At 52.6% G+C, this 18,258-nt stretch carries 20 protein-coding genes; 12 read left to right on the top strand and 8 right to left on the bottom strand.

Annotated features, from left to right (window positions below):
• The first annotated feature begins 39 nt into the window (after nucleotides 1-39).
• Entirely contained in the window at nucleotides 40-1,071 is a 1,032-nt protein-coding gene (locus tag TJ79_RS12615) for an alpha/beta hydrolase (protein WP_040950678.1), read from the top strand.
• A gap of 101 nt (nucleotides 1,072-1,172) precedes the next feature.
• Here the strand turns inward: TJ79_RS12615 and TJ79_RS12610 are convergent, their stop codons facing one another.
• On the bottom strand, nucleotides 1,173-1,361 hold the full coding sequence (locus TJ79_RS12610; RefSeq protein ID WP_040950677.1) for a hypothetical protein: 189 nt from the start codon (nucleotides 1,359-1,361) through the stop codon (nucleotides 1,173-1,175).
• Nucleotides 1,362-1,689: 328 nt separating this feature from the next.
• Here TJ79_RS12610 and feoB point away from each other — a divergent pair, with 328 nt between their 5' ends.
• The 5 genes from feoB to TJ79_RS12585 all read left to right on the top strand — a co-directional run bounded on the left by feoB (nucleotide 1,690) and on the right by TJ79_RS12585 (nucleotide 7,238).
• Complete coding sequence (feoB, locus tag TJ79_RS12600) at nucleotides 1,690-3,696, top strand: ferrous iron transport protein B (protein ID WP_040950675.1); 2,007 nt, start codon at nucleotides 1,690-1,692, stop codon at nucleotides 3,694-3,696.
• Between the two features lie 22 nt (nucleotides 3,697-3,718).
• Complete coding sequence (locus TJ79_RS26700; RefSeq protein WP_081756886.1) at nucleotides 3,719-3,892, top strand: FeoB-associated Cys-rich membrane protein; 174 nt, start codon at nucleotides 3,719-3,721, stop codon at nucleotides 3,890-3,892.
• Between the two features lie 234 nt (nucleotides 3,893-4,126).
• Nucleotides 4,127-5,773: a methyl-accepting chemotaxis protein gene (locus tag TJ79_RS12595; RefSeq protein WP_238322991.1), complete on the top strand. Its 1,647-nt coding sequence runs from the start codon at nucleotides 4,127-4,129 to the stop codon at nucleotides 5,771-5,773.
• A 33-nt stretch (nucleotides 5,774-5,806) separates the two neighbouring features.
• The gene (locus tag TJ79_RS12590; RefSeq protein ID WP_040950673.1) at nucleotides 5,807-6,760 is read left to right on the top strand and encodes a glycoside hydrolase family 113; all 954 of its coding nucleotides are present in this window, start codon (nucleotides 5,807-5,809) and stop codon (nucleotides 6,758-6,760) included.
• Nucleotides 6,761-6,797: 37 nt separating this feature from the next.
• Nucleotides 6,798-7,238: a GNAT family N-acetyltransferase gene (locus TJ79_RS12585; protein WP_040950672.1), complete on the top strand. Its 441-nt coding sequence runs from the start codon at nucleotides 6,798-6,800 to the stop codon at nucleotides 7,236-7,238.
• Nucleotides 7,239-7,294: 56 nt separating this feature from the next.
• Here TJ79_RS12585 and TJ79_RS12580 read toward each other — a convergent pair whose 3' ends face one another.
• Genes TJ79_RS12580 through TJ79_RS12555 form a run of 6 tightly spaced genes read right to left on the bottom strand, consistent with a single transcriptional unit; the run spans nucleotide 7,295 to nucleotide 13,880 of the window.
• Nucleotides 7,295-8,593: a 6-phospho-beta-glucosidase gene (locus TJ79_RS12580; RefSeq protein WP_040950671.1), complete on the bottom strand. Its 1,299-nt coding sequence runs from the start codon at nucleotides 8,591-8,593 to the stop codon at nucleotides 7,295-7,297.
• A 6-nt stretch (nucleotides 8,594-8,599) separates the two neighbouring features.
• Nucleotides 8,600-9,622: an N-acetylglucosamine kinase gene (locus TJ79_RS12575; protein ID WP_040950670.1), complete on the bottom strand. Its 1,023-nt coding sequence runs from the start codon at nucleotides 9,620-9,622 to the stop codon at nucleotides 8,600-8,602.
• A 1-nt stretch (nucleotide 9,623) separates the two neighbouring features.
• Nucleotides 9,624-10,643, bottom strand: a complete 1,020-nt coding sequence (locus TJ79_RS12570) for a LacI family DNA-binding transcriptional regulator (RefSeq protein WP_040950669.1) — start codon at nucleotides 10,641-10,643, stop codon at nucleotides 9,624-9,626.
• Nucleotides 10,644-10,666: 23 nt separating this feature from the next.
• Nucleotides 10,667-12,010, bottom strand: a complete 1,344-nt coding sequence (locus TJ79_RS12565; RefSeq protein WP_040950668.1) for an ABC transporter substrate-binding protein — start codon at nucleotides 12,008-12,010, stop codon at nucleotides 10,667-10,669.
• Between the two features lie 47 nt (nucleotides 12,011-12,057).
• The gene (locus tag TJ79_RS12560) at nucleotides 12,058-12,945 is read right to left on the bottom strand and encodes a carbohydrate ABC transporter permease (RefSeq protein WP_040950667.1); all 888 of its coding nucleotides are present in this window, start codon (nucleotides 12,943-12,945) and stop codon (nucleotides 12,058-12,060) included.
• On the bottom strand, nucleotides 12,942-13,880 hold the full coding sequence (locus TJ79_RS12555) for a carbohydrate ABC transporter permease (protein WP_052339564.1): 939 nt from the start codon (nucleotides 13,878-13,880) through the stop codon (nucleotides 12,942-12,944). The genes TJ79_RS12560 and TJ79_RS12555 overlap by 4 nt, the downstream gene beginning before the upstream one ends.
• Nucleotides 13,881-14,216: 336 nt before the next feature.
• Between TJ79_RS12555 and TJ79_RS12550 the strand changes: the two genes are divergently transcribed.
• Genes TJ79_RS12550 through TJ79_RS12530 form a run of 5 tightly spaced genes read left to right on the top strand, consistent with a single transcriptional unit; the run spans nucleotide 14,217 to nucleotide 16,762 of the window.
• A complete protein-coding gene (locus tag TJ79_RS12550; protein WP_272944748.1) occupies nucleotides 14,217-14,537 on the top strand; it encodes a PadR family transcriptional regulator in 321 nt (106 codons plus the stop codon).
• Complete coding sequence (locus TJ79_RS12545) at nucleotides 14,521-14,868, top strand: DUF1048 domain-containing protein (protein ID WP_040950665.1); 348 nt, start codon at nucleotides 14,521-14,523, stop codon at nucleotides 14,866-14,868. The genes TJ79_RS12550 and TJ79_RS12545 overlap by 17 nt, the downstream gene beginning before the upstream one ends.
• 9 nt (nucleotides 14,869-14,877) lie before the next feature.
• Nucleotides 14,878-15,228 (top strand): DUF1048 domain-containing protein, encoded by a 351-nt coding sequence (locus tag TJ79_RS12540; protein WP_040950664.1) that lies wholly within the window; start codon nucleotides 14,878-14,880, stop codon nucleotides 15,226-15,228.
• A gap of 14 nt (nucleotides 15,229-15,242) precedes the next feature.
• Entirely contained in the window at nucleotides 15,243-16,001 is a 759-nt protein-coding gene (locus tag TJ79_RS12535; RefSeq protein WP_040950663.1) for an ABC transporter ATP-binding protein, read from the top strand.
• A gap of 2 nt (nucleotides 16,002-16,003) precedes the next feature.
• The gene (locus tag TJ79_RS12530; protein WP_040950662.1) at nucleotides 16,004-16,762 is read left to right on the top strand and encodes an ABC transporter permease; all 759 of its coding nucleotides are present in this window, start codon (nucleotides 16,004-16,006) and stop codon (nucleotides 16,760-16,762) included.
• A gap of 70 nt (nucleotides 16,763-16,832) precedes the next feature.
• Here the strand turns inward: TJ79_RS12530 and TJ79_RS12525 are convergent, their stop codons facing one another.
• Complete coding sequence (locus TJ79_RS12525) at nucleotides 16,833-17,276, bottom strand: response regulator (protein WP_040950661.1); 444 nt, start codon at nucleotides 17,274-17,276, stop codon at nucleotides 16,833-16,835.
• Nucleotides 17,277-17,424: 148 nt separating this feature from the next.
• On the opposite strand from TJ79_RS12525, the gene TJ79_RS12520 reads away from it, so the two are divergent.
• The gene (locus tag TJ79_RS12520) at nucleotides 17,425-18,201 is read left to right on the top strand and encodes an MBL fold metallo-hydrolase (protein ID WP_040950660.1); all 777 of its coding nucleotides are present in this window, start codon (nucleotides 17,425-17,427) and stop codon (nucleotides 18,199-18,201) included.
• Nucleotides 18,202-18,258 lie beyond the last annotated feature (57 nt).

The raw sequence follows: 18,258 nt of genomic DNA, 5'->3' as shown, positions 1-18,258 counted from the left end.
TTCGCTTCGGGATCGATCGCTTCAGGAAGGAAGATGAATATGAGTACCCTTGAACCTCTTGCAACGCCTTTTTCGTCCCCCATACCTGAAAGCGTTTACAAATTTAGGCAAAGCGGAATTAAGCGGCGGATGATGCGCTGGCTGAAACCGCTGCTTGCGGTCATTCTCGCCTTTGCTCTTCTGGCAGCTATAGCATTGGTCGCGGTCTATTCTTATATTACCTATAAAATGATGAGCCCGCCGATTCCGGCTTTGACCTCCAACCCGATGAAAGCGATGGGGCTGGCGTACTCGGATGTCACGTTCCCCGCCGCAAACGGCTTGACGGAGTTGGAAGGGTGGTACGTGCCGGGGAGCTCGCGCAATACAGTGGTTTTGTCCCATGGCTATGGTGGCAATCGGGAAGAGATTTGGGTCTCGCTCTATCAAATCGCCGAAGAACTGCACAAGAACCGTTTCAATGTGCTGATGTTCGACTACGGTTTTGTTCATCCCGAAGGGAAGGTAACGGGAGGCATTCAGGAATCCCAAGAACTGAAAGGAGCCATCAACTTCGTCAAAGAATTAGGCGATGACCAGGTTTATGTTTGGGGTTTCTCTATGGGAGCTGGTACGGCGCTGCAGACCGCTATGGTGGATGCGAACCACGACATCGACGGGATGATTCTGGATAGCACATTTTTACTCGATCCCGATACGATGTACTACAACTTAAAGCAGAAAGATGCTAGACTGCCGCGCAGCACGTCCGTTTTCATGGTCAACATGCTTTCGCCGTTCATCAGCGGACACAGTTTGTCGCAAGTTCCCTACAAAAAAGTCCAATCGACCACGTACACGATTCCGCTGTTCATGATTCATGGGGAAAAGGACAAAGTCGCATCTTACGAGAACACGGTCAACTTTTTTTCCAAACAAAAGGGCAACGATTTATCCCGTCTCTGGCTGATTCCCGACGGCCGTCATGAAATGCTCTATAAATACCATAAAGCCGATTACATCAAGAACACGATGAAGTTTCTTTACGATTGTGTCAACCAAACCAATGCCCACCGATATATTTCCGCTTGAGTGGTTTGAAGTCGACTGGCATTTTTCCATTTTATAAAATCATTCATGAGGGGGACCGCAATGAGCGGCCCCTCATGTTCATTTTTCCAAGAGTCGAGGGGTTACTTTCGCAAGTTCATTTTGTCGATCATTTTGTTCTGTTCGTCAACGATGCGGGTTTTGTTTGGATGCATGTCCCGGCTGGTAGAAGCCCAGTTGCCTGCAACGTCATTGACATAAGCTCGAAGTCCTAAGTCCGTTTGATCCTGCCTCCGACGCAACAATCCATTCTCTTTGTTGTCCATCTTCAAAGCTATCAAACCTCCTCAAAATGAAACGTGCTCCAATTCTTACCCCAAAATCCCTCTGTTGAAACCGTTTTTTTTGGAAAAGAAAAGATTCTCCGAAGGATCGACACGGTTTTTTCAAATATTTGTAACAAATCCATCGTAATATTCATGGGAAAAACGTATAAATGCTCAGGTAAATCCAGTATAATGTTCACGTTGATAACGATTATCATTTACAATTTTCAACGAACTAAGCACACGCCCGTTAATTCGGGCAGCCATTCATTCATAGTTAAAGAGGTCGATACCCTATGGCAAAACAGGTTCAACGAATTCTGGTGAAGCCGGTATGCTAAATGTAGCTCTCGCAGGCAACCCCAATACAGGAAAAAGCTCGCTTTTCAACATTCTTACCGGTTCCTATGAATACGTGGGCAACTGGACCGGTGTCACCATCGAGAAGAAAGTCGGCCTTCTGAAAAACAAAAAAGGTTATCTCATCGACCTTCCCGGCATTTATTCGGTCAATCCGCTTTCCAGGGACGAGGGAGTAACGGCTCGCTTTCTTTTGACGGAAGAGTTTTCGCTCATCATGAACGTGGTGGACGCTTCCCAACTGGAGCGGAATTTGAATCTGACGCTGCAGCTCTTGGAGTTCGGCCGGCCGATGGTCATCAGCTTGAACATGGTGGACGTAGCCCGGCAGCGGGGGATGGAGATCGATACCGAAAAACTCTCAGCCATGCTCCATACACCGGTTATTCCGGTTGTTGCCCGTTCAGGTAAAGGCATCGACGCGCTCCTGGACGCGGTCATGTCGGTTCAAAGCGCCGAGGCTGCTCCATTGCATATCAACTACGGCTACCCGCTGGAAAATTCCATCGACCTCTTGGTGCACAAGCTGCCTGCCAAGGTCACTCACAACAAGCGCTGGTTAGCGGTGCAGTTTTTTGAAGGCAACGAAGTCGTGCGGGATTACCTAGAACAGCATGTGGATCCCCAGTATCTCAAGGATTTGTACCAAAAGACGGAAGCGGCAGTTGTGAAAAAAGGCCAGACCAATCTGCTCTCTCTGCTTATTCGCCAAAAGAGAAGCGCCTATATCCAAGATGTCCTGGCCAAATGCGTGACCACGGACAGCAAAGCGGGAATGTCCTTCTCGGACAAAATCGACCGGATCGTCACCCATCGGGTTTTCGGCGTCGTAATCTTTCTCGCCTTCATGTATCTGACCTTCAAGCTCACCTTTGAGTGGGTGGGTGGACCGATTTCCGATCTCTTGGACAGCTTTTTCTCCGGGCCTTTGACCAATTGGTTTACTGCCCTCCTGGATGCGGGAAACGCGTCGAAATTCATGTATGATCTGGTGCTGGACGGCATCATCTCCGGGGTGGGCGGCGTGCTCGTGTTTGTGCCGCAGATTTTCATCCTGTTCTTGATCATTTCCTTTATTGAAGATTCCGGTTATATGGCGCGAATCGCCACGGTTATGGATAAAGTGATGGAAAAGATGGGGTTGAACGGAAAAGCCATCATCCCGATGATTATCGGCTTCGGCTGCAACGTGCCAGGGGTCATGGCGGCTCGCTCCATCGAGCAGCCGAAGGAACGCCTGCTGACCACGCTGTTGAACCCGCTTATGTCCTGCTCGGCGCGGCTGCCGGTGTACAGCTTGTTTGTAGGAGCATTTTTCGTTCGGAGTCAGGCGATCGTCGTCCTGTCCCTCTATGTGCTCGGGGTTGTCGTCGCTCTGATTGTTGCCAAGATTTTCTCCATAACGATTTTGAAGAAGGAGCAAAGCTTCTTTCTTGTCGAGCTGCCGCCTTACCGAGTGCCTCAATGGCAGAGCCTCTCCCGCAGCACTTGGGAAAAAGGCAAAGGCTTCATCCGTAAGGCCGGGACCTTCATTTTCGGCGGCTCCGTGCTGATCTGGCTTCTGAGCTACGCCGGACCGAAGGGCTTCGACGTGCCGATGGATGAGAGCTTTCTGGCGATGATCGGCGGACTTTTCAAATACATTTTGGCTCCTATCGGATTTGGTACTTGGCAGGCAGGGGCTTCTCTCGTTACCGGCTTCCTGGCGAAGGAAGTGGTGGTCTCTTCCATGAGCATCATTTATGCCGCGCCGGAGTCGGGCCTGACCGGGCTTCTGTCCCAGTATTTCACTCCGCTTCAAGCGTACAGCTTCATGGCTTTTGTTTTGTTGTACGTTCCGTGTCTCGCAACCGTCGGGGCAATCCGCAAGGAAACGATGTCCGCCAAATGGACCTGGTTTGCGGTTTGCTACTCTCTTGTCGTCGCTTATATCATCGCGATTGTGATCTATCAAGGCGGGAAGCTTCTCGGTCTCGGATAATCAAAAGGGAAGGTGATGTAAAATGGTATTTTCGATTGTTGCCGGCATATTGATTTTTGGCTACGCGGGCTGGACGATCTATCGGCATATTCAGAAGAGCAAGAAAGGCAAGTGTGCAGGCTGCGCGCTGGAAAAAACGAGCAGTTGCGGATGCGGCGACCATGCAAATCCGCTCAATCCGAAGCTGCGGGGCTAATGATAGGATAACGAACCGGATACGGGACTCCAGAGGAGCGCCGGGTCCGGTTTTTTTTGAATAGGGGATGAAAAAAGAAAGGGATAAACTAGAAAAATGTCGAATAAATAGATGAATCTTGCGTCGGATGAAGATTACGAAGATGGGTAAGGGTGAGGCGGAGAAATGAAGGTAATCAATTGGTTTTGGAAATTGGGCCAAAGGTTGTTTATACATTCCATTTTCCTTGTCATTTTGGCAGTATCAGCTGTGGGCATATTTGGAACGACGGCACATATTTCTTCAATAAATGAAGACGCGAAACATAGTATTCAGGCCCAATTGAATATGCAAAAAGCGCTCTACGACAAGATTTACCCGGGGGACTGGGCAGTCAAAGACGGTAAGCTCTATAAGGGCGAACAATTGATGAACGACAACAACGAAGTGGTGGATATTGTTTTTAACTCGACCAACGGCAATTTGTCCACGCTCTTTCTGGGAGACACCCGCGTTGCGACTTCAGTCAAGGATGAATCCGGCAAACGGAAGGTGAATACCAAAGCTTCGGGCCCAGTTGTGGAGAAGGTTTTAAATAAAGGGATAGCGTTTGTTGGCGCTGCGAATGTAGCCGATACCGTCGTTTATTCTGCTTATGAGCCGATTAAGGATAAAGAGGGCAAAACCATCGGCATGATCTACATCGGCGATCCTAAAGCCCAGGGGCAGATCGATGACACGATCCGGAAATCGGTTCGGGAAGCAGTGCTGATCAGCGCCGCCATCATGGTCATTACCTTACTGCTGACAATGCTATTTGCCGGTGGGATTTCCCGCCGCCTTACCCGCGCGCAACTGGTGCTGGGCCGCATCGCCGAAGGAGATTTGACGGCGGAGCCGCTGCCGACCAAGGGCCGTGACGAGATTGATCTGCTAGCCGTCTCAATCAATACGATGAGCAAGGACTTGAAGAGCATGGTGCTCAGTATTCATGAAGCGTCCCTTCAGATGGCGGCGTCTTCGGAGGAGTTGTCCGCCAGCACCGAGGAATCCAACGCGTCTACGGAATATGTCAGCACGTTGACGGAGCGGCTCGCGGGGAATGCGGAAGAGCAGCTTGGGGTTGTAAAAGAAACCGGCACAACCGTCGAAGAGATGCAGGCCCGGTTTGGCCGCATTACCAAGCTGTCGGGCGATGTGAACGGCAAGATGGATGAAGCGAAAGATTTGACGGAGAACGGTTATCTGCAAGGGAAAAAAGTATTGGAGCAAATGCGAGAAATCCAGAATACGACAGAAACTACTTTTGAAGCCATTGGCAAACTGGAGGAACGTTCACAGGAAATTGGCGGTATCGCGGCGACCATGGCGAACCTGTCCAAGCAGACTAACCTGCTTGCGCTTAACGCCTCCATCGAAGCGTCCCGGGCAGGCGAGAGCGGCCGTGGGTTTGCCGTAGTTGCCGGGGAAATCCGCAAGCTGGCGGAACAGTCGTCGGTGGCTGCAGCGAAGGTGCGCGAACTGGTCGAGAGTATTTTGAACATCACGGATCAGGCGGCAAAAGCCATCGAGGCGGATAAAGAAGCGGTGTCCACCGGTGTTGTGGTAGCGGATCGGGTGAACACGACGTTTACGGGTATCCAGGTATCCTTCGATATCGTGAAGGATAAGATGAAGGAAGTTTCCGCATCGCTAAGCAGACTGCAGGCAGGCGGCACCGCCATTTCGGAACGGATGGTACGAGTCAAAGCAACCGCGGAAATGGGTGTCGACGCCACGCAGCAAGTGGCGGCTACCTGTCAGGAACAACTGGCGGTCATGGTGGAGATCGCAACGGCGGCTCAATCCTTGGCTGGCAATGCGGACGGGCTGCAAGCGATGCTGCTAAAGTTCAAGCTGTAAAAGGGGTCATTCATCTTGCGAGGAGAGAATTCGATGTTTAGTTTGCGTGAGCGGATTGCCGGCATGACCTGGGGGTGGGACGGGAAGTGCGGATTGTGGGCCAGCTCCCAGGCTGAGGAATCCATGGATAAAATGCGGGAGATCGGCATCAATTGGGTTACTTTGGCCTTTGGGGCACTCCAAGATCACCCTCAAGCGACGGAGATCCGCTTTCGCGAGGAGCCTACCGTAAGTGATGAGGAAGTGCGCGGGGCGATTCGCCGGGCCAAGAGCTGGGGTCTGAAAGTGTGCCTCAAACCGGTGGTCAACTGCAAAAACGGGACATGGCGGGCGCATATCAACTTTTTTGATGAGGAAGTGCCGGGAGAGCCCTCTTGGCGTGAGTGGTTTGCCAACTACCAGGAATTCATGACCCACTATGCACGGATTGCCCAAGAGGAAGAGTGTGAGCTCATCTGTATCGGGTGCGAGATGGTGCAGACGGACAAACGGGAACAGGAGTGGCGGGAAACGATCCGCATGGTGCGGGAAATCTATAACGGCCCAATCACCTATAATTGCGACAAGTATCAGGAAGACCGGCTGAAATGGTGGGATGCGGTGGATGTCATCTCCTCCAGCGGCTATTATCCCGAAGACAGTTGGGAAGAGCAGCTTGACCGGATCGAAGCTGTTGTGAAGCGTCACGGCAAGCCCTTTTTCTTCATGGAAACCGGCTGTCCCAGCCGCCTCGGTTCCGCCGCCATGCCCAATGACTGGTCGCTGCAGGGCGCGCCGAGCGAAGATGAGCAAGACCGTTTTTATGAGGCGATGTTCACCGCTTGCCGCAAACGGGACTGGATGCAGGGCTACATGCTGTGGGATTGGCCCGTCCGGTTGTATCCCCGGGAAACTGCGGCAACGGATACCCATTACTGCATGTACGGCAAAAAAGCCGAAGCCCGCATCAAGTCTTTTTACGCGGAGATGCTGGGATCTGCAGAGTAACGAGATCCGTCCGAGCCGGAGAGGATGAGTGGGGCGCATGAAAATAGAAAGAGCGAGCTTTGGCGACGCCGAAGAGATTTTGCGGCTGCAGAAACTTGCGTACCGGAGAGAAGCGGAACGCTATAACGACTTTGGCATTGATCCGCTTGTGCAAACTATAGAACAGCTGCAAAAACAGTTTGAAAATCATGTCGTTCTTAAAGTGGTGCTCCACGAATCGATCGTGGGTTCCGTACGGGCATACGATCAGGATGGGACATGCTTTATCGGCAAGCTCATGGTGCATCCGGATCATCAGAATAAAGGAATAGGCAAGATGCTGATGAGCGCTATAGAAGGTTCTTTTCCGCATTCACGCTATGAATTGTTCACGGGAAGCAAAAGCGAATCGAACATTGCTTTCTACGAAAAGCTGGGCTACAAGACGTTCAAGGAAAAAGCGATCTCCGGAATAACGTTCGTCTATTTTGAAAAATAGTACGGTTGATATTGAAAAAACGCCTTCCGGTGTAAACCGGAAAGGCGTTTTTTGTGTTAGCCAAAGAATTTCGGCAAATAAAGTTTGTTTTTCTCCAGCATTTCGGAGAGAAGCGTTTTGGCCATCTGCACCGAAGGGACGAGGGGGTGGTGCACCATCGCTTGCAGCGCCAGATCGTGGCTGCCCGTGACGGCGGCGTCGATGGCGAGGCGCTCGTAGGTTTTGACGGCGCCGATCAAGCCCTTCACTTGCTCCGGCACTCGCGTCAGCGGCAGCGGGATCGGGCCTGCGCCCGTCACCAGGCAATTGACCTCTATGCAGGTGTCCTCCGGCAGAAAGTCGAGAATCTTGCCGTTCCGCACGTTGAGGGTTTGCACATCCCGCTTGTCATTGTATAGGGAGTCCATCAGGTTGACGGCTGCCTCCGAATAATAGGCCCCGCCTCGCTTTTCCAACTGTGGCGGCTTTACCTTCAGGTTGGGGTCCTTATACAACTCGAACAATTCGTCCTCAACTCGCTTGACCACTTCAGCCCGGGTTCCGTTATGGTGGAACGCTTCAACCTGCTCTTTGAGCATCTCATCCGTCATGTAAAAATACTTCAAGTAATAAGAGGGCAGTGCCCCGAGGGAGCGCAAAAAGTCGGGGTCCCATTCGCCGGCTGTCACGTTGGCTGCGGAATAGGCGTTTTCCGCCATAACCTCGTCGAGCTTGTCTTCGCCACCCACTTCAATTCGGGTTACCCAGTGGAGATGGTTGAGTCCGACAAATTCGGTGTAGATGTGTTCGGGAGCGGCGCCGTACTTGCTCACGAGGGACTTCTGCAAGCCGATGGGGGCGTTGCAGAGCCCGATGCTTTTGACCTTGGTGTACCGGGTGATGGCTTCCGTCACCATGCCGGCCGGGTTGGTGAAGTTCAGCAGCCAGGCGTTCGGGCTTAACTCCTCAATGTCTTTGCAGATATCCAGTAATACCGGGATGGTGCGCAATGCTTTCATCATACCCCCCGGGCCGGTGGTTTCCTGGCCAATGATGCCGTGGCTGTTGGGAATGTGTTCATCCCACTTGCGGGCTTCCAAAAGTCCGACCCGCAGCTGGGTGGTGATGAAGTCGGCTCCTTCGATGGCTTCCCGGCGGTTCAGCGTCAGGTGCACCTCGATGGGCAGCCCGGACTCTACCACCATCCGTTTGGCCAGTCCGCCGACGATCTCCAGCTTGCGCTGTCCGGCTTCGATATCCACCAGCCAAATTTCCCGGACAGGGAAGGAGTCATACCGTTTCAAAAAACCTTCTACAATCTCTGGCGTATAGGAGGAGCCGCCGCCGATTACCGCGATTTTCAGTCCGTTTTTCATCTTTCTCTACACTCCTTGTCTGCATTCGATGAGATTGAAATCCGCTAAATCGCGGAGGTTTTCATAAGCTTCGGGGGATACGGTTGGCATTGCACCGGCGGTGGCGTTTTGCGATGGCGTTTTCATTTCCATCGCCATCCACACCGCGCCGACCACAGGCTCGACGGTGAGGGTGACAACCGACGCTTTAGGAGCGGCGGCATTCACCGCCTCTTTAATGCGGGAGGTGATAAACGGGCTGTTGCCCCGGGTTAACACGCTGCCCGCTAGTACGACGTCGAAGGTTTCCGCCTCCAGGTGCAGGCGGCGGATCACAGCGCAGGCGGATTTCCCCAGTTCGCCGCCTTGCTTGTGCAAAATCTCAAGGGCGGCATGGTCGCCCTGAGCGGCGGCTTGAAACAGCAACTTCGCCAAATCCGGCGGGATGGGCTTGCCCGTATCCAAGTACTCGTCGAACAGTTCGTCGACGGTGTTGTGGCCGAGTGCCTTGAGCACCATCTCCGTCAGCAGGGTCGGGCTTTCCCGCCCGTCCCAGGCGCGGATTACGGTGCGGAAGGCCTCTACCGCAAGCCCGCTTCCCCCGCCGAAATCGCCGAAGGTATAGTTGAATCCGCCGCATTGGAACTCTTCGCCGCCAAGGCCCATGCCTGCGCTGTTCGTCCCCGTGCCGCAGATCAGCACGACGCCGTATGGGCGGGTCGTTCCGGCCCGCAGGGCGATCATCGTGTCGCATACGATGCGGGTATGGGGCAGGCCGAATTCAGCGATCAGCGGCGTCAGAATGCGGTAATCGGCGGGCCGGTCGGCCCCGGCCAACCCGAAGACTGCCGATGCGATGTCGCAAACCCCAAGCCCCGCTTGCTGCAAAGCAGCTTCCACTGCAGCGTGAAGATTGGCCTTCGCCGTATTGTAGCCGGTTTGGTGATTGCCGTTTCCGCTTTGGCCTTTACCCGCGATCCGCCCGTTCTCATCGGTGATGAGCGCATGGGTCTTGCTGCCGCCGCCATCTACTCCAAGATAGTAACGCATCTCACTCACTCCTGTAGTCTGTACCTCGTTCTTTGTATCTGCATGTCGATTCTCGTACGATCAGTTCAGGGGCCAGAACTTGTGTCGTGTTCCGTTTCGTTGGATCGTGGATTAATTTCAGCAGGATGTCTACACCGAGTCGGCCGATTTTATCCGCCGGTTGGCGCACCGTCGTCAGCCGCGGGCGAAACTCCGCGGCGTAGATGTGATCGTCGAAGCCGACGATAGAAACGTCCTCGGGAATGAGCACCCCGGAATTTTTGAGTGCGTCCATGACGCCCATGGCGAGTAAATCGTCCGCCGCGAATATGGCGGTGGGCAGATGCCCCGACGCGAGCCAGCTGGAGGCGATCTCATACCCGGAGGTGATGGAGAAATCGCCCTGCTCCACGCGGCTTGGTGTCAGATCAGCCTCCTCCATGGCAGCTAGGAAGCCGCGCTCCCGTTCCCGGCTGCTCAAGTAGGACGATGGCCCGCTGATGTGGGCGATATCCTTGTGACCGAGGTCGATCAAATGCCGGGCCGCATCATAGCCACCTTTGAAATTGTCGACCATCACCGAGGACACGGACGGGTTTTTCTGCTGATTATCGAGCATGATGAAGGGGATTTTCTTCTTCTTCAGCTCCATGGCGTACTGGTCTTCATTGATCGGACAGAGCAGGATCAGTCCGTCCACCCGATCCTCCTGAAAAATCGTCGGATAAATCGGCTGGTCTGCGCCGGTGATGATGGAGAGGGCGAGAAAATAACCGCTCTCCGTCAGCCGGTCGTTGATCTCCTTGACGACGGCGTCGAGAAAGGAGTCGTGCAAGGTGGTCAGCGTCAGACCGATGATGCCGGTCTTGCCCCGGGCGAGGCTGCGCGCCGCCGCATTAGGGTAATAGTCCAGCTCTTTCATCGCCTCCAGCACCTTCAGCCGGTTTTTTTCCCGGACGGTACCGGAGTTGTTAATGACGCGGGAGACGGTGACCACCGACAACCCGGATTTTTTTGCCACGTCAAAGATACTTGCTTTCATGTAGGGACAGCTCCTGCAAGAAATTATTTGTTCACGCGATCCAAAAGCTCCTTGAGTTTGGAGTTGATGCCGGGAAGGACGTCCTCGACTTTCTTCTGTCCGTTCTCGACGCTGGCCAGCTCGTTGATAAACAGCTCGTTGATCTGCGAATAGTTGGAGATTAAGTGATTGTAGGATTCGAAGCCGTATTTATACGCTCCTTCGTACACTTGCTTGATCTGGGCCGGATCGATGCCCTCGAAGTTAGCGTAGTATTTTTCCGCGGCTTTCTGGTTAACAGGCGGGTTGCCTCCGCTCAGCTCGATGGACTTCTCTTGAACTTCCGTCGTAATCAGATACTTGATCCACTCCAGCGCCTCTTTGGGGTGTTTGGAATCCTTCAAGACGAACAGCGGATCAACGTACAGCACGCTTCTCACCTTCGGGTTGGGACCCTGGGGTACGGCGGCGACGCCGACGCGGAAGCTGAAGTCCTTGGCAGAGGCGAGGCTCCAGGAACCGACGACGGACATGCCGATTTTGCCGGAAAGGAACGGATCGCCGAATTGGCCGGAAACGGATTTGGAGAAGGCCGGAGGCGGAGATACTTTTTTGTCCCAGATGAGGCCGTAGATCGTTTTGTAAGCATTGATGACTTCCGGTTTGTCGAGATTGATGGAAGATGGCTTGCCGCCGTTCGTCCAGGTATCATCGGAATACACGTTGCCGTTAAAATATTGCGGCCGCTGATCCCGCTCGCCCCAGCCAAAATCCACGCCGTACTGAGCTTTGTTGATGTCTTGGGAGTCTACAGTCATCTTCGCGGCTTTCTCTACCATCTTGTCGAAGGTCCAGCTCTTATCTTCGTAATCGGTTGGAGGATAGTCCAGTTTGGCTTGATCAAACATGTCCTTATTATACAACATGACCGTGACATAACTGTTGATGGGAATGCCGTAGGTTTTGCCGCCCACCTTATAAATGTTCATGACGTCTTCCGGAATGTTGTAGTCCGACGCTTTGAAATCTCCGAGATAAGGGGTGAGGTCCATCAACATGCCTTTAGTGTAATATTCCATGAACCCGCCGTAGCCCCAATGTGAGGTGACGTCGGGGGAGTTTTTCGCGGCGATGGAGGACTGCAGCTTGGAGTCGAACTGTTCGTAAGGAGCTTTCGTGATTTTGATCTTGATGTTCGGATGGCTTTTCTCGAAATCCGGCACCAGTTTCTCCACAAACGTGCGGTCGGGGGAATCGATGGTGTAATGGGTGATGGTGACTTTCTTGCCGTCCCCGGAGCCGCTGGAACAGGCTGTTGCCATCAAGGCGAGGATCGGAATCAAGGTGAGGCTGGCTGTAACGCGAGCCCGTGACTTTCCTTTTTTCATCGGTTTGTCATCTCCCTAACAATCGAATGGAACATCCTTTCAAGCGGTCATCCCTTCAGTCCGGTCAAGACGATGCCTTCTACGAACCGCTTCTGGGCAAAAGCGAACAGCGTGACGATGGGCAAAACGGACAGGATCGATGCGGCCATCAGCAGGTTCCAGGGGGCGATGCGGAACTTGGAGGAGAGCATGGAGGCCATGCCGATGGGCAATGTGAATTTTTCCTGGGAGTCCAAGTAAATGACGGGACCGAGCAGGTCGTTCCAGGTCCATATGAAGGTAAAAATGGATACGGTGGCGATTACCGCCCCAGAGAGCGGCAGAGCGATTTTCCAGTAGAGGCGGAATTCGCTGCAGCCGTCGATGCGTCCGGCGTCGAATAGTTCACCGGGCAGCGTCGAGAAAAACTGCCGCATCAAGAAGATCATATAAGCTGAACCGAAAAACGCCGGCAAGATCAGCGGCAGCAAGGAGTCGTGTATCCCCAGCTTAGTGAAAAAGAGAAACTGTGGGATCATGATGGCCGGATACGGCAGCATCAAGGTGCTGAGCAGCAGCATGAACAGCAGATCTTTCCCCGGCGCCCGGTAGCGGGCGAAGCCGAAGGCGACGAAGGAGGAGGAAAGCACCGTACCGATGACGTTGAAAACGGCGACGATGACGCTGTTCTTATACTGTTGGCCGAATTTGATATCGCTGTTGGTGAACAGGTTGGAAAAGTTGTTGAAAGCAAAGGTTTTCGGAATAAACGTCGGCGGAAAATGCAGCATTTCCTTGGTCGTCTTCAGGGACGTGGTAAGCATAAACCATAATGGCGACAGCATGATGATGGTAACGACGGCCAGCACGAGGAAGCCGATGATGGGGAACAGCCGGTTTTTCCACGCCAGGCGGGTATTTCGCTTGTTCGGTTGAACGGATCTTGCCATGGTCATTGCTCCCGCCCCCCTTCGTAATAAACGAATCGGTTGGACAGCTTCATGATCAGGTATGTGACGACCATAACCGCCGCCAGCAGCAGCCAGGCCATGGCCGAAGCGTAGCCGTAGCGGAAGTTTTTGAAGGCGTTGACGTAAATGTTGTAGACGTAGAACCAGGTGGTGTAATTCGGGCCACCCTGGGTGATGGCATACGCCTGGGTGAACACTTGAAACGAGTCGATCACCCCGATGATCAGCTGGAACAGGAAAACGGGAGAGATCATGGGGAACGTTACATTCCAGAAGCTTTTCCACCGGCCAGCCCCATCCAGCCGGGCCGCCTCCAGCAGGCTAGTGGGCACGCCTTGCAGTCCAGCAAGAAAGATCAGCATCCCCGCGCCCATGCCCCAAAAAGACATGATGATCAGCGCCCAAAGCGCGTAGCGTTCGTCCAGCAACCAGTGAATGGGCTCGATGCCGAACAAGGAGAGGGCGTAATTGAGCAGGCCCGCTTGGGGATTGAACACCCAGAACCACATGAGCGACATGGCCACGCCGGAAATCATGCTGGGAAAATACATCGCCATCCGGAAGAAGCCGCGGAAGGGCACCTTCTGGTTGATCAAAAGCGCGAACATAAGAGAGAGCACCAGGGTCAAAGGAACGCTGAACAAACAATACTTGAGCGTGACGACGATGGAATTCCAGAAGTGCTCGTCATGGAACAACTCCCGAAAGTTGGCCAGACCAACGAAGACGGGAGAGTTGATGATATCGTAATCCGTAAAGCCAAGATAAAAAGATGCCAGCACCGGAAATAAGGCAAACACCACAAACCCGATAATCCACGGCGCCGTAAACAAATAAAAATGCCGGCTCTCGCTGCGTTCTCCTCTGGTGAGTTTCAGGTCAACCACCCCTTGCTCGGGATATCCTTGATGAAGTTGCATGAAAATCAATGAAAGTATAAACGCTTTAACTTTTGAGTGCGAGTACCCCCTTATCTTAAGGTTTCGAGTAGTAGGTTGATTTCTATGAATGGAACAGAAATTGTCGAACAAAAAAGTTTAACCGCTTTAACTTTTACAAGCTGATTATAAGGGATGCCAAGGCGGTTTGGCAAGAAAAAGAAACAGCCTACGGGCATGATCGGAACTGCTGCGGATTTTTTCCATTCCCCTATATACGAATCCACTATTCCGTGATACTATATAGCAGTAGTAAGTATTACTGCATATCTGTGTTGCTAATTAGAGGAGTTGTTTGAAATGGATAACTTGACGGAAATGCTCAAAGGCGTGCTTGAGGGCTGCGTTCTTGAAATTATAAGCCGCAAAGAAACCTACGGCTACGAAATCACGCGGCAGCTGAACGCCCTCGGATTCACGGAGGTTGTGGAGGGAACGGTGTACACCATTCTGATTCGGCTCGAAAAAAGCAAGCTGGTAGAGATCACCAAAAAGCCCTCGGACATGGGGCCGCCAAGAAAGTTTTTTGCGCTCAACGAAGCGGGGCGTGAGGAACTGCGGAGGTTCTGGGGAAAATGGGAGTTCGTATCATCAAAAATAAACGAGTTAAAGGAGAAAAGAAATGAATTTTTGGGATAAAATCACGGGAAATGACATGACGAAAGAATTGAAAACTTTTGAAGCGCGAGCCAAAAAGCTGCCGGATGATTATCAAGCGGCATGGGAGAACATTAAAGCCAATCTTTGGCCGCACTCTGATTTCACCGGTCGAAACCTTATGCCCATTCTTGACGGCGTGCTCGGCCTGCTCGAAGAGACGGCGGCGGACGGCCAGAGTGTCCAAGAGGTTTTGGGCGACGATATTATAGGCTTCTGTTCAGCGCTGGCCGGCGAAGAAGGGGCAAAGAATTATCGCGATAAGTGGCGCGAGCAGCTTAATCATAATGTTGCTAAAAAATTAGGTAACTAGGAGGATAAAATGAAAATACGAGATATCATCGAAGGCAAAAAAGAGTGGCGAGCGCATGTGGCGCGTGTAAAATCGCTCCCGAGGGATTATCAGATTGTCTATAAAGAGATTCAAAAATATCTCTTTAAGGTGGGCCCTGTTGAGCTAACGGAAGGGACGGAACTGCTTTCGGGGATTATCGATCTTTTTGAAGAAGGCGCGGTTTTGGGGAAAGGCGTGCTCGAAGTGACGGGCAGTGACGTAGCGGCTTTCTGTGACGATCTAATCAAAGATTCAAAAACGTATGCGGACATCTATCAAGAATCCATTGACCAAAAAGTAAACAAGGCCATGAAAAAGGTTACGGATAAAACTAAGTAAAAAGGGGGGACGGGATGGAAAAAGCAATTGAAGTGAAAGGTCTGCGTAAGTCTTTTAAGGACACAGAAGTCTTAAAGGGCGTAGATTTTGAAGTGAAGCGAGGTGAGATTTTCGCCCTGCTGGGTTCCAACGGCGCAGGCAAGACGACAATTGTCAAAATTCTCTCTACGCTGCTCAAGCATGACGGCGGAATCGCCACCGTAGGCGGATTCGATGTTTCGTCAAAGCCGGACTCTGTACGGCAGTCGATTAGCCTGACGGGGCAGTTTGCCGCCGTGGATGAAATGTTGACCGGCCGGGAAAATCTGATCATGATTGCCAAACTGCGGCATCTTCCTCATCCGAGTCAAGTTGCGGACGATTTGTTGAAACGCTTCGGCTTAACGGACGCCGCCGACCGTAAGGCATCTTCTTATTCGGGTGGTATGCGCCGCAGGCTTGACATCGCCATGAGCCTGATCGGAAAACCGCAGCTCATTTTTCTCGACGAGCCGACCACCGGACTTGACCCTGAGGCGCGCATTGAGACTTGGAAGACTGTCAAGGAGCTTGCCGATGGTGGAACGACGGTATTCCTGACCACTCAGTATTTGGATGAGGCCGAACAGCTTGCCGATCAAATTGCCATTTTGCATGAGGGTAGGATTATTGCGAGTGGCACGCTTGAGGAACTGAAAAAGCTGTTTCCACCCGCAAAGGTAGAGTATGTGGAAAAACAACCGACATTGGAAGAGATCTTCCTCGCAATCATCGGTAAAAAGGAGGAGATGTAACCATGAGCACCTATTTTTTCAGCGACATGACCGTTATGCTTGGACGTTCCATGCGCCATATTTTCCGCAGCATGGACACGATCATCACGGTTTGCATCACTCCGATTGCCATGATGCTGTTGTTCGTCTATGTGCTCGGTGGCTCTATTCAGGCCGGTTCAGATAACTATGTGAACTACCTGTTGCCCGGTATCCTACTGATTGCGATTGCAAGTGGTATATCCTATACGGCTTACCGCCTGTTTCTGGATAAGCAACGGGGCATCATTGAGCGGTTTCACTCCATGCCGATTGCGCGTTCCGCCGTGCTGTGGGGGCATGTGCTGACCTCAGTCGTATCCAACTTCATTTCTATTCTCGTCATCATTCTTGTAGCGCTCATTATGGGCTTCCGTTCGTCGGCGGGGGTGCTGCCATGGCTTGCCGTAGCCGGAATACTCCTACTGTTTACTCTGGCTTTGACTTGGGTTGCGACGATTGCCGGATTGTCCGCAAATTCGGTGGAAGGGGCAAGCGCGTTTTCTTATCCGCTTATTTTCCTGCCGTTTATCAGCTCGGCGTTTGTGCCGACGGAGTCGATGCCGACTGCCGTTCGCGTCTTTGCCGAAAACCAGCCGGTGACCTCCATCGTGGAAGCCATCCGCGCGCTGCTGTCAAGCCAGCCGGTAGGCAACGATATATGGGTCGCTCTTGCATGGTGTGTCGGGATATTGATCGTGGCTTATCTCTTTGCGATGAGGGTTTATAATAAGCGGGTGTAAGGGCGTGCTAACCGTGTCTAACGTAGAAAAAAAGCGCAAGCCCGCTTCGATGCGGAGTTGCGCTTTTTGATTATTCGGTTGGCCGAGCAAAGCCGGGGAAAAAACCCTCGATTTTGCTTTGGACGGTTTCGATTTTGAAGGGCTTGCTGATGTAATCGTCCATCCCGGCTTCCAGACATTTACGCTCGTCCTCGGGCATGGCACTGGCGGTCATGGCAATGATGATGGGTCGGCCGCCGTCCGCAAAATCGCGATGAATCTGCCGGGTTGCTTCGATTCCGTCCATAACCGGCATAAGCATGTCCATTAAAATAAGGTCGTAGTGATTGTATTTAAGGGCTTCGAGCACTTCTTGTCCTGTTTCGACATAATCGGCGGGATGGCCCATGCGCTCCAAAACAATTTGAATGACCTTGCGGTTGATTTCATTATCTTCCGCCACAAGAATACGCAAATCCGAGGGCGGGAATTCGTCGGCAGCGGTTTTGCCATTGACAGAATCCTGTGGAGTCATAGGGCTTCTTCCTCCATGCACGAATCAAGAAAACTTTTCAATATGTGGGATTCATTATAACATAGGTCACAGAGGTTGAATATGGACTATCTTCCTTGAAAGACATAAGGCGCAATATTTGAAGCGCGGGGAAAGGCTGTGGAGCAGGATGACCGATCAGTTGCTAATCTTGGGAACAGGGGATTCCATGGGGGTCCCCCGGGTATATTGCGAGTGCGAAATATGCGATGAGGCGCGGACGGGTGGAAGCAATCGCAGGCTCCGTTCGGCGGTCCGGCTTACTTCGGCGGCGGGGTATCTATGGATCGATTGCGGTCCGGATTGGGCCGAGCAGATGGAAGCGGCTGAACAGCGGGAAATGGAGCAGGCGCTTCTTACCCACGCCCACTTCGATCATATGGCCGGGCTTCCAGAATGGGCAGACGCCTGCCGCTGGACAGGCCGCAAGGGCAATTTGTACGCACCGGAGGATGTGCTCGATACCGTTCGGGAACGGTATCCGTGGCTGGAGCGGAATCTCGATTATCACGCCATCGGAGACGAATGGGTCTTTGGAGAATGGCGCATCACCAAACACAAGATGTGTCATGGAAAAAACGGTTTTTCTTACGCCTATCGCCTGGAGAAGCCGGATTTTGTTTGGGCTTATTGCCCGGACTCCATCAATCTCCAGCAGGAGGAGAAGGCTTTCTTGAGCGGGCTCGATCTGCTTATTCTCGGGACGAGCTACTATCATGAAGCGGCGGACTTCCATACCCGATCCGTCTATGATATGACGGAAGCCGCGGAGCTTCTCGCGGAAATCCGCCCGGGGCGGACGCTGTACACGCACATGTCTCATGGAGTGGACATCCGGGCAGATTACCCGCTGCCGGCGCAAACGGCGATGGCGGAGAAGGGGATGACCATCGAGCTGAGGCGTTGAATGGTATACTCACTCCTTCATGGGGGGCGAAGCAGTAGTTTGCTCCGCCCAAAAAGA

Origin of the sequence: Gorillibacterium massiliense (genome assembly GCF_000455485.1) — a bacterium.
Lineage (GTDB): Bacteria > Bacillota > Bacilli > Paenibacillales > NBRC-103111 > Gorillibacterium > Gorillibacterium massiliense.
Note: the sequence above shows the minus strand (reverse complement) of the source record. Positions and strands in the feature narration are given on the sequence as shown.